Annotated in this window: 24 protein-coding genes; 20 read left to right on the top strand and 4 right to left on the bottom strand. The window is 70.8% G+C overall.

The features are described from left to right. Window positions 1-4 precede the first annotated feature (4 nt). The 9 genes from pgsA (at window position 5) to dapF (ending at window position 7,451) form a co-directional block, all read left to right on the top strand. The gene (gene pgsA / locus ACEN9V_RS04790) at window positions 5-640 is read left to right on the top strand and encodes a CDP-diacylglycerol--glycerol-3-phosphate 3-phosphatidyltransferase (protein ID WP_413602345.1); all 636 of its coding nucleotides are present in this window, start codon (window positions 5-7) and stop codon (window positions 638-640) included. Beyond that, window positions 637-1,125, top strand: coding sequence for a CinA family protein (locus ACEN9V_RS04785; protein WP_413602344.1), 489 nt, complete (start codon window positions 637-639; stop codon window positions 1,123-1,125). Before pgsA ends, ACEN9V_RS04785 begins: the two co-directional genes overlap by 4 nt. A gap of 154 nt (window positions 1,126-1,279) precedes the next feature. Then, window positions 1,280-1,588, top strand: a complete 309-nt coding sequence (locus ACEN9V_RS04780) for a helix-turn-helix domain-containing protein (RefSeq protein ID WP_058725115.1) — start codon at window positions 1,280-1,282, stop codon at window positions 1,586-1,588. A gap of 78 nt (window positions 1,589-1,666) precedes the next feature. Continuing rightward, complete coding sequence (locus ACEN9V_RS04775) at window positions 1,667-1,891, top strand: DUF3046 domain-containing protein (protein WP_123656394.1); 225 nt, start codon at window positions 1,667-1,669, stop codon at window positions 1,889-1,891. Window positions 1,892-2,148: 257 nt separating this feature from the next. Then, window positions 2,149-3,219, top strand: coding sequence for a recombinase RecA (recA, locus tag ACEN9V_RS04770; protein WP_281267451.1), 1,071 nt, complete (start codon window positions 2,149-2,151; stop codon window positions 3,217-3,219). Then, window positions 3,216-4,079, top strand: a complete 864-nt coding sequence (locus tag ACEN9V_RS04765) for a regulatory protein RecX (protein ID WP_413602343.1) — start codon at window positions 3,216-3,218, stop codon at window positions 4,077-4,079. Before recA ends, ACEN9V_RS04765 begins: the two co-directional genes overlap by 4 nt. A gap of 24 nt (window positions 4,080-4,103) precedes the next feature. Further along, window positions 4,104-5,597, top strand: a complete 1,494-nt coding sequence (miaB, locus tag ACEN9V_RS04760; RefSeq protein WP_413602342.1) for a tRNA (N6-isopentenyl adenosine(37)-C2)-methylthiotransferase MiaB — start codon at window positions 4,104-4,106, stop codon at window positions 5,595-5,597. After that, the gene (gene miaA, locus ACEN9V_RS04755) at window positions 5,584-6,564 is read left to right on the top strand and encodes a tRNA (adenosine(37)-N6)-dimethylallyltransferase MiaA (RefSeq protein ID WP_413602341.1); all 981 of its coding nucleotides are present in this window, start codon (window positions 5,584-5,586) and stop codon (window positions 6,562-6,564) included. Before miaB ends, miaA begins: the two co-directional genes overlap by 14 nt. After that, window positions 6,561-7,451: a diaminopimelate epimerase gene (dapF, locus tag ACEN9V_RS04750; protein WP_413602340.1), complete on the top strand. Its 891-nt coding sequence runs from the start codon at window positions 6,561-6,563 to the stop codon at window positions 7,449-7,451. Before miaA ends, dapF begins: the two co-directional genes overlap by 4 nt. Before the next feature lie 343 nt (window positions 7,452-7,794). On the opposite strand, the gene ACEN9V_RS04745 is transcribed toward dapF, so the two are convergent. Continuing rightward, window positions 7,795-8,409 (bottom strand): class I SAM-dependent methyltransferase, encoded by a 615-nt coding sequence (locus tag ACEN9V_RS04745; protein ID WP_413602339.1) that lies wholly within the window; start codon window positions 8,407-8,409, stop codon window positions 7,795-7,797. A 61-nt stretch (window positions 8,410-8,470) separates the two neighbouring features. On the opposite strand from ACEN9V_RS04745, the gene hflX reads away from it, so the two are divergent. Continuing rightward, window positions 8,471-9,994: a GTPase HflX gene (hflX, locus tag ACEN9V_RS04740; protein WP_281267456.1), complete on the top strand. Its 1,524-nt coding sequence runs from the start codon at window positions 8,471-8,473 to the stop codon at window positions 9,992-9,994. A gap of 137 nt (window positions 9,995-10,131) precedes the next feature. On the opposite strand, the gene lexA is transcribed toward hflX, so the two are convergent. Continuing rightward, window positions 10,132-10,776, bottom strand: a complete 645-nt coding sequence (gene lexA / locus ACEN9V_RS04735) for a transcriptional repressor LexA (protein ID WP_413602338.1) — start codon at window positions 10,774-10,776, stop codon at window positions 10,132-10,134. A 237-nt stretch (window positions 10,777-11,013) separates the two neighbouring features. Between lexA and ACEN9V_RS04730 the strand changes: the two genes are divergently transcribed. The 9 genes from ACEN9V_RS04730 to scpB all read left to right on the top strand — a co-directional run bounded on the left by ACEN9V_RS04730 (window position 11,014) and on the right by scpB (window position 17,946). After that, the gene (locus tag ACEN9V_RS04730; protein ID WP_281267458.1) at window positions 11,014-11,373 is read left to right on the top strand and encodes a hypothetical protein; all 360 of its coding nucleotides are present in this window, start codon (window positions 11,014-11,016) and stop codon (window positions 11,371-11,373) included. A 104-nt stretch (window positions 11,374-11,477) separates the two neighbouring features. Then, on the top strand, window positions 11,478-12,584 hold the full coding sequence (locus ACEN9V_RS04725; protein ID WP_413602337.1) for a histidinol-phosphate transaminase: 1,107 nt from the start codon (window positions 11,478-11,480) through the stop codon (window positions 12,582-12,584). After that, window positions 12,581-13,183: an imidazoleglycerol-phosphate dehydratase HisB gene (gene hisB / locus ACEN9V_RS04720; protein WP_402729305.1), complete on the top strand. Its 603-nt coding sequence runs from the start codon at window positions 12,581-12,583 to the stop codon at window positions 13,181-13,183. The genes ACEN9V_RS04725 and hisB overlap by 4 nt, the downstream gene beginning before the upstream one ends. After that, window positions 13,180-13,815, top strand: a complete 636-nt coding sequence (gene hisH / locus ACEN9V_RS04715) for an imidazole glycerol phosphate synthase subunit HisH (protein ID WP_413602336.1) — start codon at window positions 13,180-13,182, stop codon at window positions 13,813-13,815. Before hisB ends, hisH begins: the two co-directional genes overlap by 4 nt. 116 nt (window positions 13,816-13,931) lie before the next feature. Next, window positions 13,932-14,678 carry a bifunctional 1-(5-phosphoribosyl)-5-((5-phosphoribosylamino)methylideneamino)imidazole-4-carboxamide isomerase/phosphoribosylanthranilate isomerase PriA gene (gene priA, locus ACEN9V_RS04710; RefSeq protein WP_413602335.1) on the top strand — a complete coding sequence of 249 codons (747 nt, stop codon included), beginning with the start codon at window positions 13,932-13,934 and terminating at the stop codon, window positions 14,676-14,678. A 3-nt stretch (window positions 14,679-14,681) separates the two neighbouring features. Then, window positions 14,682-15,494 (top strand): SseB family protein, encoded by an 813-nt coding sequence (locus tag ACEN9V_RS04705; RefSeq protein ID WP_413602334.1) that lies wholly within the window; start codon window positions 14,682-14,684, stop codon window positions 15,492-15,494. A gap of 50 nt (window positions 15,495-15,544) precedes the next feature. Then, the gene (locus ACEN9V_RS04700; protein ID WP_281267464.1) at window positions 15,545-16,423 is read left to right on the top strand and encodes a ParA family protein; all 879 of its coding nucleotides are present in this window, start codon (window positions 15,545-15,547) and stop codon (window positions 16,421-16,423) included. After that, entirely contained in the window at window positions 16,407-17,231 is an 825-nt protein-coding gene (locus ACEN9V_RS04695) for a segregation and condensation protein A (protein ID WP_413602333.1), read from the top strand. Before ACEN9V_RS04700 ends, ACEN9V_RS04695 begins: the two co-directional genes overlap by 17 nt. Next, a complete protein-coding gene (gene scpB, locus ACEN9V_RS04690) occupies window positions 17,221-17,946 on the top strand; it encodes an SMC-Scp complex subunit ScpB (protein WP_413602332.1) in 726 nt (241 codons plus the stop codon). The genes ACEN9V_RS04695 and scpB overlap by 11 nt, the downstream gene beginning before the upstream one ends. On the opposite strand, the gene ACEN9V_RS04685 is transcribed toward scpB, so the two are convergent. After that, entirely contained in the window at window positions 17,873-18,916 is a 1,044-nt protein-coding gene (locus ACEN9V_RS04685; RefSeq protein WP_413602331.1) for a hypothetical protein, read from the bottom strand. The two genes, scpB and ACEN9V_RS04685, sit on opposite strands and share 74 nt — an antisense overlap. A gap of 165 nt (window positions 18,917-19,081) precedes the next feature. Between ACEN9V_RS04685 and ACEN9V_RS04680 the strand changes: the two genes are divergently transcribed. Further along, a complete protein-coding gene (locus ACEN9V_RS04680) occupies window positions 19,082-19,855 on the top strand; it encodes a pseudouridine synthase (protein ID WP_413603034.1) in 774 nt (257 codons plus the stop codon). 10 nt (window positions 19,856-19,865) lie between these two features. Here the strand turns inward: ACEN9V_RS04680 and ACEN9V_RS04675 are convergent, their stop codons facing one another. Continuing rightward, complete coding sequence (locus ACEN9V_RS04675) at window positions 19,866-21,125, bottom strand: FAD-dependent oxidoreductase (RefSeq protein WP_413602330.1); 1,260 nt, start codon at window positions 21,123-21,125, stop codon at window positions 19,866-19,868. Window positions 21,126-21,167 lie beyond the last annotated feature (42 nt).

Below are 21,167 nucleotides of genomic sequence, written 5' to 3'. Positions count from 1 at the left end.
GACGATGACCGCCTCGGAAGGCACCAACACGAAGCGGTTCCCCTGGCGGGGACGTCTCGTCCGCAAGGGACCGGGTCCCGCGTCGACGGCGAACGTCGCGAACATCATCACCGTCATCCGGATCCTGATGGCGCCGCTGTTCTTCGTCCTGCTGCTGGCCGATGCCGGGCAGGACGGGCCGACGCGCATCTGGGCGGCCGTGCTCTTCGTCGTGGCAATCGTCACCGACAGTGCGGACGGCATCATCGCGCGGCGTCAGGGCCTCGTCACGGACTTCGGCAAGCTCGTCGACCCGATCGCCGACAAGGTGCTCATCGGCGGAGCGCTCGTCGCCCTGTCCATCCTCGGCGAGCTGCCCTGGTACGTGACGGTCCTGATCATGGTGCGCGAGATCGGCATCACGGTGTTCCGGTTCGCGGTGCTCTCCGACCGGGTCATCCCGGCGAGCCGCGGCGGCAAGATCAAGACCGTGCTGCAGGCGGTCGCCATCACGCTCGCGCTCTTCCCGTGGTGGAACATCGCCGGCGACTTCGCCCACTGGACGAACGGGATCCTGATGACGGCCGCGTTCATCGCCACGGTGTGGAGCGGGCTGGACTACCTCTGGCAGGCGTGGAAGCACAACCGGACCGCAGCGTGACCCTCGCGTCATCGGTCGTCGCGGCGCTGAACGCGCGGGGTGAGACCGTCGCCGTGGCGGAGTCGCTCACCGGCGGGCTCGTCGTGTCGGAACTCGTCGGCGTCCCAGGAGCGAGCGCCGTCGTCCGTGGGGGAGTCGTGGCCTACGCGACGCCCGTCAAGGCGTCCGTCCTCGGCGTCTCCGCGGCGCTTCTCGCCCGGAACGGCGCGGTGGACCCGACCGTGGCGGCGCAGATGGCCACCGGCGTGCGGACCGCGCTGGCGGTCGACGGCGTACCCGCGACGTGGGGGATCTCGACGACGGGTGTCGCCGGACCCGACCCGCAGGACGGCCAACCCGTCGGCACGGTGTTCGTCGGCATCGCATCAGCGGCGGGCGCGGAGGCGTTCGAGTTGCACCTCGACGGGGACCGTCAGGCAATCCGGCAGGCCGCTGTCTCCGAACTCCTGACACGACTGCACGTCACGCTCGAGACCGGGGAATAGCCCGCGTTACCGCTGGGTTACATCTCACGCAATCTCCAGCAGGACGGCAGCCCAGGTGGCTAGCATGCTGCAACCGGCAACGCTAGTGTTGCTGAACCCGAACCCGGTCACCCTGGCCGGTCGGGCGCGGAGACGACAGAGAGGAGGAGTTCTCATGGTTCTCGTTCGTCAGGAAATCGGCGACGTTCTGCGGGACTTCCGCTTGCAGAAGGGCCGGACCCTCCGTCAGGTCGCGTCCAAGGCCAGCGTTGCTCTCGGGTACCTCAGTGAGGTGGAGCGCGGTCAGAAAGAGGCCAGCTCGGAGATCCTCGCTTCCGTCGCGGATGCGTTGGACACCCCGATCTCCACGATCATGCGCGAGGTGGGAGACCGCCTCGCCGTGGTGGAAGGTCTCACCCCGGTCCCGGACACGCTCCCGGACGAACTCGTCGCCGAGTTCGACAACGACCTCGCGGTGCGCTGAGACGCACTGCACACGAACGCCCCCGTCGGTCCGCCGGCGGGGGCGTTCGCCGTTCGTGCTGACGCTTAGGGTGGTCTGATGCGTGTGAGTGAGTTCTGGCGAGCCGTCGACCAGGTCTTCGGGGAGGCCTACGGCGCGGTCGTCGCCCGTGACGTGGTGCTCGAGGAGCTCGGCGGGCGCTCCGCTGCCGATGCCATCGCCGCCGGGATCGACACCCGGAAGGTGTGGGACGCACTGTGTGACTCGCAGGACGTCCCGCAGGACCGGCGGCACGGCAAGGGGCTGTTGGAGCCGCGCGACTAGCGTGCCGCCACCGAACATCTGTTCGGCGTGTCGCTCGAACGCGTGTTCGATGGGTGATAGCTTCCTGCACAGCGGCGTGATCGGCGGATTCATCCACAGTCAGCGCGGTGATCGGCATCGATGTCGGTGGCCCGCCCTAGGTTCGAAGCCATCGGGAACGTCCGAAGCCTTGTCGAAGAACCAGGGGCCTTGCACCACCGGCCCCGGGGGACGAGACAGCCTACAGGCGGCCGACATCGAGCACGAAGGAGCACACCATGCCATCACCCGCAGACCGCGAGAAGTCCCTCGAGACCGCACTCGCCCAGATCGACCGGCAGTTCGGCAAGGGCGCCGTGATGCGCCTCGGCTCCGACGAGCGTGCACCGGTCGCGACCATCCCGACCGGTTCCGTCGCCCTCGACGTCGCGCTCGGGATCGGTGGGCTGCCGCGTGGCCGCATCATCGAGATCTACGGCCCGGAGTCCTCGGGTAAGACCACCCTGACGATCCACGCCATCGCGAACGCGCAGCGCAACGGTGGCATCGCCGCGTTCATCGACGCCGAGCACGCGCTCGACCCCGAGTACGCCAAGAAGCTCGGCGTGGACATCGACGCGCTGCTCGTGTCGCAGCCCGACACCGCCGAGCAGGCACTCGAGATCGCCGACATGCTCGTCCGCTCCGGCTCGATCGACCTGATCGTCATCGACTCCGTCGCGGCGCTCGTGCCCCGCGCCGAGATCGAAGGCGAGATGGGTGACTCCCACGTCGGCCTCCAGGCGCGACTCATGTCGCAGGCGCTCCGCAAGCTCGCCGGTGGGCTGAACCAGACGCAGACCACGATGATCTTCATCAACCAGCTGCGCGAGAAGATCGGTGTGTTCTTCGGCTCCCCGGAGACCACGTCCGGCGGTAAGGCCCTGAAGTTCTACGCGTCGGTCCGCCTCGACATCCGTCGCATCGAGACGCTGAAGAGCGGCACCGACGCCGTCGGCAACCGCACCCGCGTGAAGGTCGTCAAGAACAAGATGGCGCCGCCCTTCAAGCAGGCGGAGTTCGACATCCTCTACGGCACGGGTATCTCGCGCGAAGGCTCGCTGCTCGACTTCGGCGTGGACCACGGCATCGTCAAGAAGTCCGGTGCCTGGTACACCTACGACGGCGACCAGCTCGGGCAGGGCAAGGAGAACTCGCGTTCCTTCCTGATCCAGAACCCGGAGATCGCCGCGGAGATCGAAGGCAAGATCCTCGCCAAGCTCGGCATCGGTGGTGCCAAGGCCACCGAAGAAGCAACGGCGCCGGTCGAGTCGCTCGAAGCCAAGCTCACCGCACGCAAGGGCGCGTGACCGGGCACGACGACGGCAGCGACGACCTCGCACCGGTCACCGACCTGTTCGGTGCGAGGTCCCGCCGCCGTCGGACACCGCCGCTGCCCGAACCGGAGAGCGAAGCGGACGCCCCCGGCGTCGAAACGACGCACGATGCCGATGCCGCTGCGAGCGCGCCGGTTCCGCTCCGTGGACACCGTGCGGAGTCCGAGTGGGTCTCGCCGGTCGTGGGGGACGGCTCCGGTCGCGGCGCCCGCGCCGAGCAGGACGGCTACGACACCGACGTGGCCGATGCCACGACGGCGTCGGTGTTCTCGATCGCCGGCGGTGACGAGATCGACCCCGCTGACGCGCCCCGGCCGCTGGACGAACAACGCGCCGACGCCGAGCGGCTCAGCATGCGCGCACTCGGCCGGAAGGGCGTGAGCGAGTCCGAGCTCCGGACGATGCTCCGGGGCAACGACCTCGACCCGGATGTGATCGAGCACGAGGTCGAGCGGCTCACCCGTGTGGGACTGCTCGACGACGTCGCCCTCGCGACCGACCTCGTGGACCGACTCCACGATCGCAAGGGACTCGGGCGCCAGGGTGTCGTCGCCGAGCTCCGCCGACGTGGCATCGACCAGGCGGCGATCGACGCAGCTCTCGATGCAGCGGCGGACGACGAGGACGACGAGTTCATCCGTGCGATCGAGCTCGCCGAGAAGCGTGTCGGTCAGCTCAGGGGACTCGACCGTGCGACCGCAGAGCGCCGGCTCTCCGGGTTCCTGATGCGCAAGGGCTACAACGGCGGTGTCGTGCGCATCGCGGTGGAGCGCGCGCTCGACGGCGGCGGGTCACGGAAGGGTGGGCCGCGCGGCACGGTCCGGTTCGAGTAGGCACCGATTTACACTGGGACGACCATGGCCACCGTCGCAGCGCAGCCCCGCACCTACGAAGTCCGCACCTACGGGTGCCAGATGAACGTGCACGACTCCGAGCGCCTCAGCGGGTCGCTGCAGGCCGCCGGGTACGTCGCGGCGGACGGCACTCAGGCGGACGTCGTCGTGATCAACACGTGCGCTGTGCGTGAGAACGCCGACAACCGGCTCTACGGCAACCTCGGGCAGCTCGCGGGCATCAAGCGGGACCACCCCGGCATGCAGATCGCGGTGGGCGGCTGCCTGGCGCAGAAGGACAAGAACGTCATCCTCGAGAAGGCGCCGTGGGTGGACGTCGTCTTCGGCACGCACAACATGGGGTCGCTGCCGACGCTGTTGGAGCGCGCCCGGCACAACGGTGAGGCGCAGCTCGAGATCCTCGAGTCCCTGGACGTCTTCCCGTCGACGCTGCCGACCAAGCGCGACTCGACGCACAGCGGGTGGGTGTCGATCTCCGTCGGCTGCAACAACACCTGCACGTTCTGCATCGTCCCGTCGCTCCGTGGCAAGGAGAAGGACCGTCGTCCCGGAGACGTCCTCGCGGAGATCCAGGCGCTCGTCGACGACGGCGCGATCGAGGTCACGCTGCTCGGTCAGAACGTGAACTCCTACGGCGTCGAGTTCGGGGACCGGCAGGCGTTCGGGAAGCTGCTGCGCGCGGCCGGGCAGATCGAGGGCCTCGAGCGCGTGCGGTTCACGAGCCCGCACCCGGCGGCATTCACCGACGACGTCATCGACGCGATGGCCGAGACCCCGAACGTGATGCCGCAGCTGCACATGCCGCTGCAGTCCGGCTCGGACCGGGTCCTCAAGGCGATGCGCCGCAGCTACCGGAGCGAGCGGTTCCTCGGCATCCTGGACCGCGTGCGCGCCGCGATCCCGAACGCGGCGATCTCCACCGACATCATCGTGGGGTTCCCCGGCGAGACCGAGGCCGACTTCGAGGACACGATGCGCGTCGTCGAGCAGGCCCGGTTCGCGTCGGCGTTCACGTTCCAGTACTCGATCCGCCCCGGCACCCCGGCGGCCACGATGGACGACCAACTCCCCAAAGAAGTCGTCCAGGCACGCTACGAGCGGCTCACCGCGCTGCAGGATCGCATCACCGCGGAGGAGAACCAGCGGCAGGTCGGCCGGACGGTCGACGTCCTGGTGGCGACCGGTGAGGGCAAGAAGGACGGCGCCACGCACCGGATGTCCGGACGCGCCGAGGACTCCCGCCTCGTGCACTTCTCGGTGCCGGCCGGCTCCGACGTCCCGCGCCCCGGCGACGTCGTCACGGTCGAGGTGACCCGTGCTGCACCGCACTTCCTGATCGCGGACACCGACCAGCCGCTCCGCATCCGGCGCACCCGTGCAGGCGAGGCATGGGACCGTGCGCAGGCCGAGTCCTGCGGTGTCCCGACCCCGGCGGCACCTGGTGACGGGCCGAAGCCGGTGTCGCTCGGTCTGCCGACGCTCCGTGTCGGCCGCTGACCCCGCACCGGGGCTGCACGACGAGCCAGGCGAGCCCGCGGCCGACACCCTCTCGCTGATCGCCGTCGTCGGCGCGACCGGCACCGGCAAATCCGACCTGGCGATCGCGATCGCCGATCGACACCGTGCGCACGGCCGGAACGCCGAGATCGTCAACGCCGACGCGATGCAGTTCTACCGCGGCATGGACATCGGGACCGCGAAGGTCCCGCTCGCCGAACGACACGGCATCCCGCACCACCAGCTGGACGTGCTCGACGTCACCGACGAGGCGAGCGTCGCCGCGTACCAGCGCGACGCGCGAGCGGTCATCGGCCGCATCGTCGACGACGGTGGGGTCGCGGTGCTCGTCGGGGGCAGCGGCCTGTACGTGTCGTCCGTCCTGCACGACCTCGAGTTCCCCGGCACCGACCCGGAACTCCGCGCCGCGCTGGAACGCGAGCACGCGGAGGACGGACCGAACGCACTGGTCGCGCGGCTGCGCGAACTCGACCCGGCGGCCGCCGAGACGATCGACATCCGCAACCCCCGGCGGTTGATCCGCGCCGTCGAGATCGCGAGCCGATCCGACCGGGTCACCCCGAGCCTCCCGTCCGCGCCGCGCGCGTGGCGACCCGCCCGTGTCCTGCACCTGCGTCGTGATCGTGCGCAGCTCGTCGCCGCGCTCCATGACCGCGCAGCGGGCATGTTCCGTGACGGACTCGTCGACGAGGTCGCCGCGCTGCGGACGCGCGGGCTCGAGCAGGGACGCACCGCGCGTGCCGCGATCGGGTACTCCCAGGCGCTCGACGTCCTGCGCGGCGACGCGACGGTCGCCGATGCCGTCGAGGCGACCGCGGTGGCGACGCGGAAGTACGCCAGGCGACAGGTCTCCTGGTTCAAGCGGTACGCGGACGCCGAGGACCTCGACGTGACGGGGGCGGACCGGCAGGAGCTCTCGGACGTGGCCCGTAGGATCGTCCCGTGACCGAGCTGCACTTCACCAAGGGCCAGGGGACCGGCAACGACTTCGTCCTGTTCGCCGACCCGGACGCGACGGTCGACCTGACCCCGGACCGGATCCGCGCGATCGCCGACCGACGGTTCGGTGTGGGGGCCGACGGCGTGATCCGGGCGGTGCGGGCCGATGCCCTCCCAGAGGGGCGCGCCATCGCTGCGTCCGCTCCCGAGGTCACGTGGTTCATGGACTACCACAACGCCGACGGCACGGTCGCGGAGATGTGCGGGAACGGCATCCGTGTCTTCGCGCGCTACCTGACCGAGTCCGGGCTCGTGGAGCTCGAACCCGGCGAGACCCTCTCGGTCGGGAGCCGCAAGGGCATCGTCGACATCCAGCGGCAGGCGAACGGGTTCGCCGCCGACCTCGGGCGGTGGGACCTCGGCATCGAGGGCGGTGGGTCCTCCGACGTGCTCGTCCGCGCCAAGAACCTCGACCGTGCCCGGCCGGGCCTCGGTATCGACGTCGGTAACCCGCACGTCGTGGTCGCCGTCGCGACGGAGGACGAGCTCGCCGACCTCGACCTGACCTACGTCCCCGTGCTCGACCCGGCACCGGCAGCCGGTGCGAACGTCGAGTTCGTACTGCCGGGGGACCCGCTCGTCCAGGACGGCGTCGGGCAGATCACGATGCGGGTGCACGAGCGAGGGAGCGGCGAGACGCTGTCCTGCGGCACCGGGGCGGTCGCCGCGGCGCTCGCGACGCGGTACTGGGCGGGAGCGAGCGCGCCGGACACCTGGCGCGTGCGGGTCCCTGGTGGCGTCGTGACCGTACGGATGTTCGCGGCCGAGGACGGCGAGCACGTGTCGCTCGCCGGGCCGGCCGAGCTGGTGTTCTCCGGCGACCTGACCGTCTGACGCGGGGCGCGCGGCGCGGCGGCGCGGCGCACGAGACGCCCGCCCGGCCGGCGATGGAGCCGAGAGGTCACGAAACCCCGCTCACTGCCGTTGAGTGGTCGCGAGCTGTCGCCTTTGCTCGCCGCGAACGACGATCGGTGACCGCTCGGCGACCGCAAGCGGGGTGTCGTGACCACTCGACGGCGGCCGCGGACGCAGGCACCGCGCGGGCACGGGCACCCGCGCGGTCACGGGCGCATGGGCGGGCACGCGTGCGGGCGCACGGGCGCTCGCACGGGCAGACGAACGCCTCGGCCGAGGTGCGCGCGCACCGCGTGCCCCACCTCGCTGGTCCGTGACGCGGCTACTCCGCCGTGCGGTGCACGCGCAGCACGCGGAACCCCTTGTCCGTCGATGCCCGCGTGACGTGGAACGACGGCCCGAGCGTGTCGTGGAGCCATCGCTGCAAGGAGTCACCACCGAGGTCCTTCGACACGACGAGCCAGGCGTCGCCGGACACCTCGAGCCGGGGGAGCCAGGTCATCAGGATGTCGTGGAGTTCGTCCTTGCCGACCCGGATCGGCGGGTTCGACCAGATCGTCCGGAAGCGCAGGTCCGCCGGGACGTCGGAGGGCACCCCGATCGTCACGTTCGTGACCCCGGCGGCTTCGGCGTTGGCGCGCGCGAGGCCGAGCACGCGCTCGTTCACGTCGACGCCCCAGACCTGGGCGCCCGGGGAGTGGAGCGCCATCGTGATCGCGATCGGCCCCCACCCGCAACCGACGTCGAGGAGTGCACCGTCGTGCGCGGGCGGCGGAACGGAGCCCAGCAGCACCCGGGTCCCGCGGTCGATGCCGTCCGGGCTGAAGACCCCGGACGCAGTGGTCAGCGCCAGGGAACGACCCGCCAGCGTCACGTGGATCTGGCGCGGGCGCGCCTGGCTCTCCGGGGTGGCCGAGAAGTAGTGGTCGTTCGCCATGGATGAACCGTACCGGCAACCCCGTGTGTCCTGGAGCCCGCAGAGGTACCCTGTGGACAGCATGACGGATACCCACAACCAAGCTGAAGGCGACGGCGTCGTCGAGCGCGTGCTGCGCAACGCCGACTCGCGAGCCAGCTCGTCAATCTTCGCGCCGGCACAGGCGATCCAGACCCGCTCGGTCGACGAGCACGGCTGGGCCGGTGACGGCGACCAGTACGACCGCGACGACCGCGCAGCGCTGCGCCGCGTGGCCGGCCTCTCCACCGAGCTCGAGGACGTCACCGAGGTCGAGTACCGGCAACTCCGGCTCGAGCAGGTCGTCCTCATCGGCGTGTACGCCCAGGGCGACGCGGCCGACGCCGAGAACTCGCTCCGTGAGCTGTCGGCACTCGCCGAGACCGCGGGTGCCGTGGTCCTCGACGGGCTGCTGCAGCGACGGCCCCACCCCGACCCCTCGACCTACCTCGGCAAGGGCAAGGCCGAAGAACTCGCGATGGTGGTCAAGGCCACCGGGGCCGACACCGTGATCGCCGACACCGAGCTCGCCCCGTCCCAGCGGCGTGCGCTCGAGGACGTCGTCAAGGTGAAGGTCATCGACCGGACCGCCGTGATCCTCGACATCTTCAGCCAGCACGCGAAGAGCCGCGAGGGCAAGGCGCAGGTCGAACTGGCGCAGCTCGAGTACCTCCTGCCTCGACTGCGCGGTTGGGGTGAGTCGATGTCCCGTCAGGCCGGTGGTCAGGTCTCCGGCGGTGCCGGCATGGGGTCGCGTGGTCCTGGTGAGACGAAGATCGAACTGGACCGTCGCCGCATCCACACGCGCATGTCGAAGCTGCGCCGGCAGATCGCGTCGTTCCGTCCCGCGCGAGAGGCCAAGCGCGCCGACCGGCACCGCAACGAGGTGCCGAGCGTCGCGATCGCCGGGTACACGAACGCGGGCAAGTCGTCCCTCCTCAACCGGCTGACGAGCGCCGGCGTGCTCGTGCAGAACCAGCTCTTCGCGACGCTGGACTCCACGATCCGCCGGACGAACACCGGCAAGGGCCGCGAGTACACCTTCGCGGACACGGTCGGCTTCGTGCGCAACCTGCCGCACCAGCTCGTCGAGGCCTTCCGCTCCACGCTCGAAGAGGTGGGCGAGGCCGACGTCATCGTGCACGTCGTCGACGGCTCGCACCCGGACCCCGCAGCGCAGCTCGCGACCGTCCGGGACGTCATCGGCGACGTCGGCGCCCGGGACATCCCCGAGATCGTCGCGTTCAACAAGTCGGACCTCATCGACGACGCCCAGCGGCTCGTGCTCGTGGGGCTCGCCCCGGACGCCGTGTTCGTCTCGGCGCGCACCGGCGAGGGCATCCCGGAGCTCCTCCGGGCGATCGAGGCGAGGCTCCCCGAGCCCGACGTCGAGCTCACCGTGGTGATCCCGTACGAGCGTGGCGACCTGGTGTCGTCCCTGCACGACGCGGGTGCGGTCGAGTCCGTGGACTACGTCGAGGCGGGGACGCGACTGCGCGTGCGCGTCTTCCAGCGCCAGGTCGCCGAGCTCGACCCGTTCGTGGTCGCGCCCGTCACGACGGCCTAGTCCCCGCAGGCTCGCTTCGTCGGCCTGGAGGCCCGGCTCGCCTCCGCCAGACACGGCTCGGTCCCTGAGACAGTCCTGGACACACGAAACGCCGCCGAATCCGGCGGCGTTTCGTCGTTCCCGAGGTGTCTCGCGCGTCAGATGCTGCGGAGGACGGCGACCACCTTGCCGAGCACCGTCGCGGCGTCGCCGAGGATCGGTTCGAACGCGGAGTTGCGGGGGAGCAGCCACGTGTGACCATCCCGCTGGCGGAAGACCTTGACCGTGGCTTCCTCGTCGAGCATCGCCGCGACGACGTCGCCGTTCTCGGCGGTCTGCTGCGACCGGACGACGACCCAGTCGCCGTCACAGATCGCCGCGTCGATCATCGACTCGCCGACGACCTTCAGCATGAAGAGGTCCCCGCTGCCGACGAGCTGACGGGGGAGCGGGATGATCTCGTCGACGTGCTGCTCCGCGGTGATCGGAACACCCGCGGCGATGCGTCCGACGAGCGGGACGAGGGTCGTGGCGTCGACATCGGGGCCGTCCGCGTCCGGAGTCGGCTCGTCGACCAGGACCTCGAGCGCTCGCGGGCGGTTGGGGTCGCGGCGGATCCAGCCGCCGAGCTCCAACTGGCCGAGCTGGTGCGACACGCTCGACAGTGACGAGAGGCCGGCAGCGTCGCCGATCTCGCGCATGCTCGGCGGGTACCCCCGGCTGGCGATCGACGCACGGATCGCGTCGAGGATCGCCTGCTGCTTCGCCGTCAGCGGTTTCTGTCCCCGCAGTTCGTCCGCCACGTCGTCTCGCCTTCTGGTCGGACCGGAGACGGCCTCTGCGGGAATGTCGGTGGTCCCCGTCAGGCTTGTCCCAGTCAGTCGAAACAGTATCCGACGGCATGCTGCCGGACAAACACCTGTTCGAGCGTGTCGCACGAAAACTCCCCAGAAATGTGTCCAGGGGACTTGTGCGGCTGCCCGTTCGAACGTATGTTCGGTACATCGCTTCGGTTCACCAGAGCAGGAAGGCACCACGACATGAGCACCATCGCACTCGCAGACATGCAGGGCACGGCCGTCCGTACCCGGCTCCGCATCACGCGCCGCGGCCGTGTGGTCTTCACGACGCTCGCCGCCCTGCCGGTCATGATCGTCGTCGGTCTGTTCGCGCTGAACGGTGGCCAGGCCGCTGCCGGCAACACCTCGGCGGACGTGCACTTCCAGACGGTGACCATCGAACCCGGGGAGACGCTCTGGCAGCTCGCCGAGCAGACCGCGCCCAACGCCGACCCGCGTGACTTCATCGCGGACGTCGTGAGCCTCAACGCGCTCGACGGCTCCGGTGTCCAGGCCGGCGAGCAGATCGCCATCCCGGCCAAGTACGCGCCGGCAAAGTAAGCACCACGCCCCGGCGAAGCAAGCACCACCCGTCGGCGGGTGCACAGGGCATGACCGTCCGGACGGCCGGTCACCGTGCAGCCCGACCGCTCTACGATGGATCGGTGGCATTCACGCTCGAAGACCTCCCGATCCGAGACGACCTCCGCGGTCAGAGCCCCTACGGGGCACCGCAGAAGCACGTCCGCGTGCAGCTCAACGTCAACGAGAACACGCATCCGGTGCCGCAGGACGTCGCGGACGACATCGTCGAGTCGGTCCGTCGGGCGCTCGAGACGGTGAACCGGTACCCGGACCGCGAGTTCACCGAGCTGCGCGAGTCGCTCGCGGGGTACCTCGGGCACGACCTCACAGCCGAGCAGATCTGGGCGGCGAACGGCTCGAACGAGGTCATCCAGCAGCTCCTCCAGGCGTTCGGTGGTCCCGGGCGCAGCGTGCTCGGTTTCCCGCCCACCTACTCGATGCACTCGATCATCGCGTCGGGCACCGGCACGCAGTGGATCGCTGCCGAGCGCGACGCGGAGTTCCGCATCTCGCCCGAGACCGCGGTCGCAGCCGTGCGTGCGCACCGCCCGGACGTCGTGTTCCTCTGCGGACCGAACAACCCGACGGGCACCCCGCTGGACCTCGCGACGATCGAAGCGGTCTACGACGCCACGGACGGCATCGTCATGGTCGACGAGGCGTACGCCGAGTTCATGCCGGTGGGGCAGCCGACCGCGCTGACACTGCTGCCCGGTCGCGAACGACTCGTCGTGTCCCGCACGATGAGCAAGGCGTTCGCGTTCGCGGGCGCCCGCGTCGGGTACCTCGCGGCGCACCCCGCCGTGGTCGACGCCCTCCGTCTCGTCCGCTTGCCGTACCACCTGTCCGCGCTCACGCAGGCGGCGGCGGTCGCGGCGCTCCGGCACGCACCCGAGATGCTCGCGATGGTCGATGACATCCGGGGTCAGCGCGACCGTATGGTCGACGGGCTCCGCGCGATGGGCTACTCGCCGTACGAGACGTGGTCGAACTTCGTCCTCTTCGGCGGTGTGGCCGACCCGCGTGCGGCGTTCGAGTCGCTGCTCGAACAGGACGTGATCGTCCGGGACCTCGGGATCCCGAACCACCTCCGGGTGAGTGCCGGCACCGAGGAAGAGACCACCGCGTTCCTCGACGCCATGCGCCGGGTGGCCGCCGCACAGCCGCCGGTTAGGGTTGCAGCATGACCGCGCGTACCGCCGAGATCACCCGCTCGACGAGTGAATCGACCGTTTCCCTGTCGCTCGACCTCGACGGCACCGGCAAGTCCGAGATCGCGACGAGCGTGCCGTTCTTCGACCACATGCTGACCGCGTTCAGCAAGCACTCCCTCATCGACCTCCGCGTGCAGTCCTCCGGGGACACCGACATCGACGTGCACCACACGGTGGAGGACACCGGGATCGTGCTGGGCCAGGCTCTCAAGCAGGCGCTCGGCAACCGGGCGGGCATCGGTCGGTACGGCGACGCGCTCGTCCCGCTCGATGAAGCACTGGCGCAGGCGGTCGTCGACGTGTCCGGCCGTCCGTTCCTCGTGCACTCGGGTGAACCGGCCGGCTTCGAGTTCCACCGGATCGGCGGCCACTTCACCGGGTCGATGGTCCGTCACGTCTTCGAGGCGATCACGTTCAATGCGGGCATCACCGTGCACGTCCGCGTGCTCGAGGGCCGCGATCCGCACCACATCGCGGAAGCGGAGTTCAAGGCGTTCGCGCGGGCGATGCGCCGTGCGGTCGAACTCGACCCGCGCGTCGACGGCATCCCCTCGACCAAGGGAGCACTGTGACCGCGAAGCCGAACGTCGTCGTCCTCGACTACGGATCGGGGAACGTGCACTCCGCGGCGAAGGCGCTCGAGCGTGCCGGCGCCGAGGTCACGCTGACGGCCGACAAGCGCACGGCGCTCGACGCCGACGGACTGCTCGTCCCCGGCGTGGGCGCGTTCGCGGCCGTCATCGACCAGCTCGAAGGCGTCCAGGGCGGCGAGATCGTCGACCACCGGCTCGCGGGTGGCCGTCCGGTCCTCGGGATCTGCGTCGGCATGCAGGTGCTGTTCTCCCGCGGGGTGGAGCGCGGCGCTGACGTCGAGGGCCTCGCGCAGTGGCCCGGGACCGTCGAGCAGCTCGACGCCGAGGTCCTGCCGCACATGGGCTGGAACACGATCGACGCCCCGGCGGACTCCGTGCTGTTCGACGGCATCCGCGACGAGCGGTTCTACTTCGTGCACTCGTACGGCGTCACCGATTTCCCGCTCGAGGCGTACGGGCCGTTCCGCGCGCCGAAGCTCACGTGGGCCGAACACGGTCAGCGGTTCGTCGCCGCCGTCGAGAACGGACCCCTCACCGCGACCCAGTTCCACCCCGAGAAGTCCGGCGAGCCGGGCATCCAGATGCTCCGCAACTGGGTGAACTCGCTCTGACCCGCGCCGCGTCGTGGGCCCGACCACGGTCCAGGTGAGGAGCGTGCCGGACCCGCACCGAGCCTCCCGTCCGGCCACGAGCCGGCACCGCACCCCGCAACGAAACCGACAGGACCATGACCGACCTGACCTCGACCCCGCCCCTCGTCCTGCTGCCCGCCGTCGACGTCGTCAACGGCCAGGCGGTCCGCCTGACCCAGGGCGAAGCCGGCAGTGAGACCTCGTACGGCGACCCGGTGACCGCTGCGCGGACGTGGCGCGACCAGGGTGCCGAGTGGATCCACCTGGTGGACCTGGACGCGGCGTTCGGTCGCGGCGACAACCGCAAGGTGATCGCGCACGCGATCAAGGAGGTCCACGGCGTCTCGGTCGAGCTCTCCGGTGGCATCCGCGACGACGCGTCGCTCGAAGCCGCGCTCGCGACCGGCGCTGCACGCGTCAACCTCGGGACCGCCGCGCTCGAGAACCCCGCGTGGGCCGCGCGGGTGATCGGGGAGTACGGCGAGCAGATCGCCGTCGGGCTCGACGTCCGCGGCACCACCCTGGCCAGCCGCGGTTGGACCGAGGACGCCGGCGACCTGTGGGAGGTCCTCGACCGCCTCGAGGACGCCGGGTGTGCCCGCTACGTCGTGACGGACGTCACGAAGGACGGCACGCTGCAGGGGCCGAACGTCGAGCTGCTGCGCCAGGTCTGCGACCGTACGGACCAGCCCGTCGTGGCGTCCGGCGGCATCTCGACCCTCGACGACCTCGTCGCGCTGCGGGAGCTCGTGCCGCACGGACTCGAGGGCGCGATCATCGGCAAGGCCCTGTACTCCGGCGCGTTCACGCTGCCGGCCGCGCTCGACATCGCGTCGGAGTAGCGGATGGTGGGCATCTCGAACGGGCGCGGCGGCGGGCCGGAGGACGGGGCGACACCCCACGACCACGCGGCGGACTCCGCCGGGTTCCCGTGGGCCGGTCGGACGTTCGACAGCCACGACGACGCGTTCGCCGATGACGACGGACTCGCCGACCCGGCCGTGCTCGCCGCGATCGCCGCGCTGCCCGCAGGCTCGTCGCAGGCTGACGTCGTCTCCGCGTTGCGAACGGCTCGCCTGCTGATCCCGCTGGTCGCCGAGGCCGGCGAGGTCGGGGAGACCCCGGACGGCCGGATCGTCGACAAGACGCAGGAGCTCTCGATCGTCACCGTCGCCGGGCCGGACGGCCGAACCGTCATGCCCGCGTTCACCTCGGTGGCGGCGATGCAGGCATGGGATGCCACGGCACGGCCGATCCCGGTCGAGTCCCGCCGGGTCGCGATGGCCGCCGCGAGCGAGGACACGCAGCTCGTGGTGCTCGACCCGACGTCAGCGAGCGAGTTCGTCCTCCGTCGGCCGGCGGTCTGGGCGATCGGGCAGGACCTGCCGTGGACACCGTGCTTCGAGGACCCGGGTGTCGCGGCTGCCTTCGCCGCCTCGGTGGACGGCGAGCAGAGCGTCGCCCGCGTCGAGCTCGAGCCGGGCGACCCGCTCGGCCGCTTCGCCGGCCCGGAACTGACCGTGGGGCTGGCACTGCACCCGGGGCTCGACCGCGCGCAGGTCGGTGAGCTCGTCGGGCGTCTGCAGCAGCGGTGGGCGGGCGACCCCGTCATCGCGGAGCGGGTCGACAGCATGCGGGTCGCGTTGCGGGCGGCCTGAGCCCGGCGGTGCGGCCCGGCTCCGGTCGCCCGCGCTTGTACGATGGCCCGGTGAGCACCAACCCGACGACACAGCCCGGCACCGGCGAGACCACGTACGGTCCGACCGGCCGGCCCGTTCGGGAGTTCCCCGTTCCGGAGGAACTCGACGGTCACGGGCCCGCACGCATCATCGCCCTCTGCAACCAGAAGGGCGGCGTCGGCAAGACCACGACGTCGATCAACCTCGGTGCCGCGCTGGCGGAGTACGGCCGCAAGGTCCTCGCCGTCGACTTCGACCCGCAGGGTGCCCTGTCCGCGGGGCTCGGTGTCCGCACGCACGACATCCCCACCGTGTACGACCTGCTGATGGGCTCCATCAAGGACCCGAACCAGGTCATCCAGCCGACGAACACGCCGTACCTCGACGTCATCCCGGCGAACATCGACCTGTCGGCGGCCGAGGTCCACCTCGTCAACGAGGTCGCCCGGGAGCAGATCCTCGCGAGCGTCCTGCGCAAGGTCGCGGGGGACTACGACGTCATCCTCGTCGACTGCCAGCCCTCGCTCGGCCTGCTCACCGTCAACGCCCTCACCGCCGCGCACGGCGTGCTGATCCCGCTGGAGTGCGAGTTCTTCGCCCTCCGTGGTGTCGCGCTGCTCATCGAGACGATCGACAAGGTGCGCGACCGGCTGAACCCCGCCCTGAAGCTCGACGGCATCCTCGCCACCATGTACGACTCGCGGACGCTGCACTCGCGCGAGGTCATGGAGCGCGTCGTCGACACCTTCGACGAGAGCGTGCTCGACACCGTGATCGGCCGCACCGTGAAGTTCCCGGACGCCACGGTGTCGGCCCGCCCGATCACCCAGACCGCTCCGGACCACGCTGCGGCGCACGCCTACCGGCAGCTCGCACGAGAGCTCGTCCAGCGTGGCGCCGTCGCCTGACGCCACCGACGGGTCGGGCTTCCGCGTCCGGCTGCGGAACTTCGACGGCCCGTTCGACCTGCTGCTGTCACTCATCACGAAGCACGAGCTGGACATCACCGAGGTGTCCCTCGGCGTCGTCACGGGGGAGTTCATCGCTTACGTCCGGCTGGCGGAGTCCGCGGACGAGCTCGACGAGGCGAGCGAGTTCCTCGTCGTCGCCGCGACCCTGCTCGACCTGAAGATCGCCGGGCTGCTGCCCCAGGGCGAGCTCGTCGACGCCGAGGACGTCGCACTCCTCGAAGCGCGTGACCTCCTCTTCGCCCGACTCCTGCAGTACCGGGCGTTCAAACAGGCCGCCGACTGGTTCGGTGCGCGCTGGAACACCGAGTCGCGCCGGCACGTCCGCAGCGTCCGGCTCGAGGAACGCTTCCGCGCCCGCACGCCGGAGCTCGTGTGGACGCTGTCGGTGCAGGACTTCGCGGCACTCGCCGCGCTGGCGTTCGCTCCGCGGGAGATCCCGACCGTCGGCCTCGACCACCTGCACGCGCCGCTGGTCAGCATCCGGGAGCAGGCAGCCGTCGTCGTCTCGATCCTCCGCACGCGCGCCGGATCGGGCGATCCGGACGTCTCGTTCCGGGAACTGGTCGCCGGCGTCGACATGACGGGTATCGTGGTGGCTCGCTTCCTCGCGGTCCTCGAGCTCTACCGGAACGCGTCGATCACCTTCGAGCAGGACGAACCGCTCGGGGAGCTCACCCTGCGGTGGACCGCGGAGCACTGGACCGACGAGAGCCTCGCCAATCTTGGAGCCGACTATGACGGATGACGTCCACGACGTCTCGAGTGCCGAACCGGGCGGTGCGGACGAGATCGCCGACGCCCGGGCGATCGAGCAGTCGATCCGTTCCGGTGCCGCCGATGCGCCCGTGTCGGACGCCCCGGTCGGGTCCGGTGCATCGGTGCGGTCCGACGCGCCGGTCGACCGGCAGCTCGAGGCGATCCTGATGATCGCGGACGAACCACAGTCCCTCGTGTCCCTCGGAGCGGCCGTCGGCGCGCCGGTCCCCGTCGTCCGCCAGGCCATCGAGCGCCTGGTTGCGGACTTCGACGGCGTCGACGGCACCGTCCGCCGCGGATTCGAACTGCGCGAGGTCGGCGGTGGTTGGCGCTTCTACGTCCGAGCCGACCTGGACGCCGTCGTCGAACAGTTCGTCGAGGCCGAGCGCCCGTCGCGGTTGTCGCAGGCCGCACTCGAGACGCTGGCCGTCGTCGCCTACAAGCAACCGATCACCCGCTCTCAGATCGCTTCGATCCGGGCCGTCAACGTCGACGGGGTCGTCAGGACGCTGGTGGCCCGCGGGCTCATCGAGGAGTCGTTCACCGACTCCGAGACCGGTGCCATCAACTACGTCACCTCCGGGTTGCTCCTGCAGCAGCTCGGCATCAACTCGCTCGACGAACTCCCGCTCATCTCGCCCCTCCTGGAGGACGGCGCCGACGGCTTCGAGCAGAACGAAGGGATCCCCGATGGCCGCGTATGAGGACGGACGACACGGCGGCGCCGGTCGCGGGGGTGCGGGCCGCGGAGACGCCGGCCGCTCCGGCGGTGGACGCACTGGAGGCTCGGGTCGCCCGGGCGGGTCGGGTCGCGACGGGGACCGGTACTCTGGTCGTCCCGGTGGTGCGGACCGCGGGTACGGCGACCGTTCCGGCGGTCGCTCGGGTGCCCCTGGCCAGCGCGACGACCGTGGGTACGGCCGCCGGGACGACGACCGCGGAGCGCCTCGCCGGGATGACCGTGGTGCGGGTGACCGTGGGTACGGTCGTCGTGACGACGACCGTGGGTACCGTCCGCGTCAGGACGACCGCGGGGTGCCCCGTCGGGACGACCGTGGTGGTCCCCGTCGGGACGACCGTCGCGATGACCGTGGTACCGGGAGCGGTGGGTACGGCCGTCGTGACGACGATCGTGGGTACCGTCCGCGTCAGGACGACCGCGGGGTGCCCCGTCGGGACGACCGTGGTGCGGGTGACCGTGGGTACGGTCGTCGTGACGACGACCGTGGGTACCGTCCGCGTCAGGACGACCGTGGTGGTCCGCGTCGGGATGACCGTGGTGGTCCGCGTCGCGATGACCGTGGCGCTGCGAGTGGTGGGTACGGCCGTCGTGACGACGATCGTGGGTACCGTCCGCGCCAGGATGACCGTGGTGGTCCCCGTCGGGAGGACCGTGGCGCCGGTGACCGTGGGTACAGCCGTCGTGACGACGACCGTGGGTACCGTCCGCGTCAGGACGACCGTGGTGGACCCGGTCGTGACGACCGCGGCGCCCCCCGTCGCGACGACGACCGCCGCGGCGCGCCGACCGGAGACCGACGGACGGATCGCCCCCGGTGGAGCAACGCCGACCGCGACCAGCGCGACCAGCGAAACCGCCGGGACGACCGCGGCCGGGACGACCGCGGCCGCGATCGCCGCGAGGACGACGGGCAGGCCAGCCGCGTCTGGCACAACGGTCGACGCTACGTCGGCGGGACCGCGACCGTCCGGAACCGTGCGACGACGCCACGACCAGCGGGGGAGCGCGACGCCGCGGGGACCCCGGTGGAGGGTACCCCGGAACGCCCGATCATCCCCGAGTGGGACGCAGCCGAGAGTGCGTCGACACCGGCCGACCTGCAGCCGGACGGTGAGCGCCTCCAGAAGGTCATCGCTGCGGCCGGTGTCGCGTCGCGTCGGGTCGCCGAGAACCTGATCGCCGAGGGGCGTGTCACCGTGAACGGTGCCGTCGTCGAGGCCCTCGGGCGTCGGGTCGACCCGGAGACGGACGCGATCGCGGTCGACGGTGTGCCCGTGCAGGTCGACACCTCGCGCCGCTACGTCCTGCTGAACAAGCCGACGGGCGTCGTGTCGAGCATGCTCGACGAACGCGGCCGTGCTGACCTGTCGCAGTTCGTCGAGAAGTTCGAGGAGCGTCTGTTCAACGTCGGGCGGCTCGACGCCGAGACCTCGGGCCTGCTGCTGCTCACGAACGACGGTGCACTCGCCCATGTGCTCGCGCACCCGTCGTTCGGCGTGACCAAGACCTACATCGCGAAGGTCGCCGGCAACGTCAACCCCGCCACGATCCAGCTGCTGCTCGACGGCATCGACCTGGAGGACGGCCCGATCGCCGCCGACAAGGTCCGCCTGCTCGAGTCGTCGCGGGGTGAGTCCCTGGTCGAACTGACGCTGCACTCGGGCCGCAACCGCATCGTCCGCCGCATGTTCGACGCGGTCGGTCACCCGGTCAACGAGTTGGTCCGCCGGTCGTTCGGGCCGCTGCACCTCGGGAGCCTGCCGAGTGGCCGGACCCGCGAGCTGAGCAACGTCGAGCTCGGCAAGTTGCTCGGCATCGCGCGCGGTGCGAGTGCGCCGACGGGACCGGACTCCGCGGAGACCAGCGACTGATCGCCCGGGCTCAGGAACGCTGCGCCGCACGGTAGGCCTCGGCCCCCGCGCGCCAGCGTTCCGCCTCGACGTCGAAGTCCGGCACGTCGTCGAGATCCGGGCCGCCGGCGGCGAAGTGCTCGACGATCGCCTCGTTCGCACTCCGTCCGATCGATGCACCGCGGTCGATCACGACGCGCTCGGCCGAACGGATCGCCTGGTCCAGGTCGGTGCCGTCCCGGAGCGCACCGACGATCGCCCGAGCCAGTTCGGCCGCGTCGAGCAGTGCGAGGTTCACCCCGTTGCCCCCGAACGGCGACATGACGTGGGCGGCGTCCCCGAGCAGGGTCACCCCGGCCACGGGGCGCCACTCCGTCGGCGTCGGGAGCGCCATGATCGGGCGGTTCGCGAGCGAGCCCTCGCTGTCGACGACCACGCGGAGCAGCTCGGGGGAGAAGCCCCGGAACCGCACGAGCAGTTCGTCGCGCACCCGCTCGGTGTCCGTTGCCTGCGTGGCGTTCGCGTCGAGCGCCGGGCTCTCGGCCAGCACACCGCCGCGCCCGTCCGCCGTGCCGAGGCCGGCAGCGGCGAGCCAGTCGAGGTCCACGCGCATCCCCAGGTAGCCGCGGACCACGTCGTCGCTGTTGCGCTGCAGGACCATCGTCCGGCCGTCGCCGTTCGCCCAGAGATGCCCGTCCCCGACGAGTTCGGCGATCTCCGGGTGTGCCGTGGAGACCGCCGTGAAGAGGACCTCGACGAAGCTGACGCCGGTGTAGTGGGGAAGCGTGTCCGTCAGTGCCGCCCGGACCCGTGACCACGCGCCGTCGGCACCGATGACGAGGTCCGCGCGTTCGACGGCACCGTCCGCGAAGACGAGCTCGTGTGGCGCGCCGGGCACGACCTCGGTCAGCTTCCGGCCCCACCGGATGGTCCCGGGCGCCAGCGACCCGGCGAGCATCGTCCGGAGCTGGGCACGGTCGATCTCGGGCGCAGCGAACTCGTCCGGTGACGCGACGTGCTCCATCAGCAGGGTGCCGTCCGGGGCGACCATGCGCTTCGACTGCCCCTCCGGCCGGGCGAGGGCGGCGAACTCGTCGACGAGCCCCGCGTCCTCGATCGCGATCTGACCGCTGTCGGCGTGCAGGTCGAGCGTGCCGCCCTGGTTCCTGGACGCGAGCGACGCGTCGGCGTCGTACACGGTGAGCCGCAGCCCCGCGAGCTGCAGCACCCGGGCGCAGAGCAGTCCACCCGGTCCGGCTCCGATGATCGCGATGCTCAGTTGGTCGTCCATGGTCCATCCCTTCCTCATTGCCGAACGATCGTTCGGTCAGCA

This window comes from Curtobacterium sp. Curtsp57, from assembly GCF_047324335.1.
Lineage (GTDB): Bacteria > Actinomycetota > Actinomycetes > Actinomycetales > Microbacteriaceae > Curtobacterium.
The sequence above is the reverse complement of the archived record's forward strand: the minus strand, read 5'-3'. Positions and strand labels throughout refer to the sequence as shown.

What these genes read in the sequence shown, in the direction of transcription:
- miaB (WP_413602342.1), top strand. Translation starts at nt 4,104, where the DNA reads ATGGCCACCGTCGCAGCGCAGCCCCGCACCTACGAAGTCCGCACCTAC.
- ACEN9V_RS04705 (WP_413602334.1), top strand. Translation starts at nt 14,682, where the DNA reads ATGGTGGGCATCTCGAACGGGCGCGGCGGCGGGCCGGAGGACGGGGCG.
- ACEN9V_RS04730 (WP_281267458.1), top strand. Translation starts at nt 11,014, where the DNA reads ATGAGCACCATCGCACTCGCAGACATGCAGGGCACGGCCGTCCGTACC.
- ACEN9V_RS04775 (WP_123656394.1), top strand. Translation starts at nt 1,667, where the DNA reads ATGCGTGTGAGTGAGTTCTGGCGAGCCGTCGACCAGGTCTTCGGGGAG.
- ACEN9V_RS04675 (WP_413602330.1), bottom strand. Translation starts at nt 21,125, where the DNA reads ATGGACGACCAACTGAGCATCGCGATCATCGGAGCCGGACCGGGTGGA.
- ACEN9V_RS04780 (WP_058725115.1), top strand. Translation starts at nt 1,280, where the DNA reads ATGGTTCTCGTTCGTCAGGAAATCGGCGACGTTCTGCGGGACTTCCGC.
- hisB (WP_402729305.1), top strand. Translation starts at nt 12,581, where the DNA reads ATGACCGCGCGTACCGCCGAGATCACCCGCTCGACGAGTGAATCGACC.
- ACEN9V_RS04745 (WP_413602339.1), bottom strand. Translation starts at nt 8,409, where the DNA reads ATGGCGAACGACCACTACTTCTCGGCCACCCCGGAGAGCCAGGCGCGC.
- hflX (WP_281267456.1), top strand. Translation starts at nt 8,471, where the DNA reads ATGACGGATACCCACAACCAAGCTGAAGGCGACGGCGTCGTCGAGCGC.
- recA (WP_281267451.1), top strand. Translation starts at nt 2,149, where the DNA reads ATGCCATCACCCGCAGACCGCGAGAAGTCCCTCGAGACCGCACTCGCC.
- scpB (WP_413602332.1), top strand. Translation starts at nt 17,221, where the DNA reads ATGACGGATGACGTCCACGACGTCTCGAGTGCCGAACCGGGCGGTGCG.
- pgsA (WP_413602345.1), top strand. Translation starts at nt 5, where the DNA reads ATGACCGCCTCGGAAGGCACCAACACGAAGCGGTTCCCCTGGCGGGGA.
- priA (WP_413602335.1), top strand. Translation starts at nt 13,932, where the DNA reads ATGACCGACCTGACCTCGACCCCGCCCCTCGTCCTGCTGCCCGCCGTC.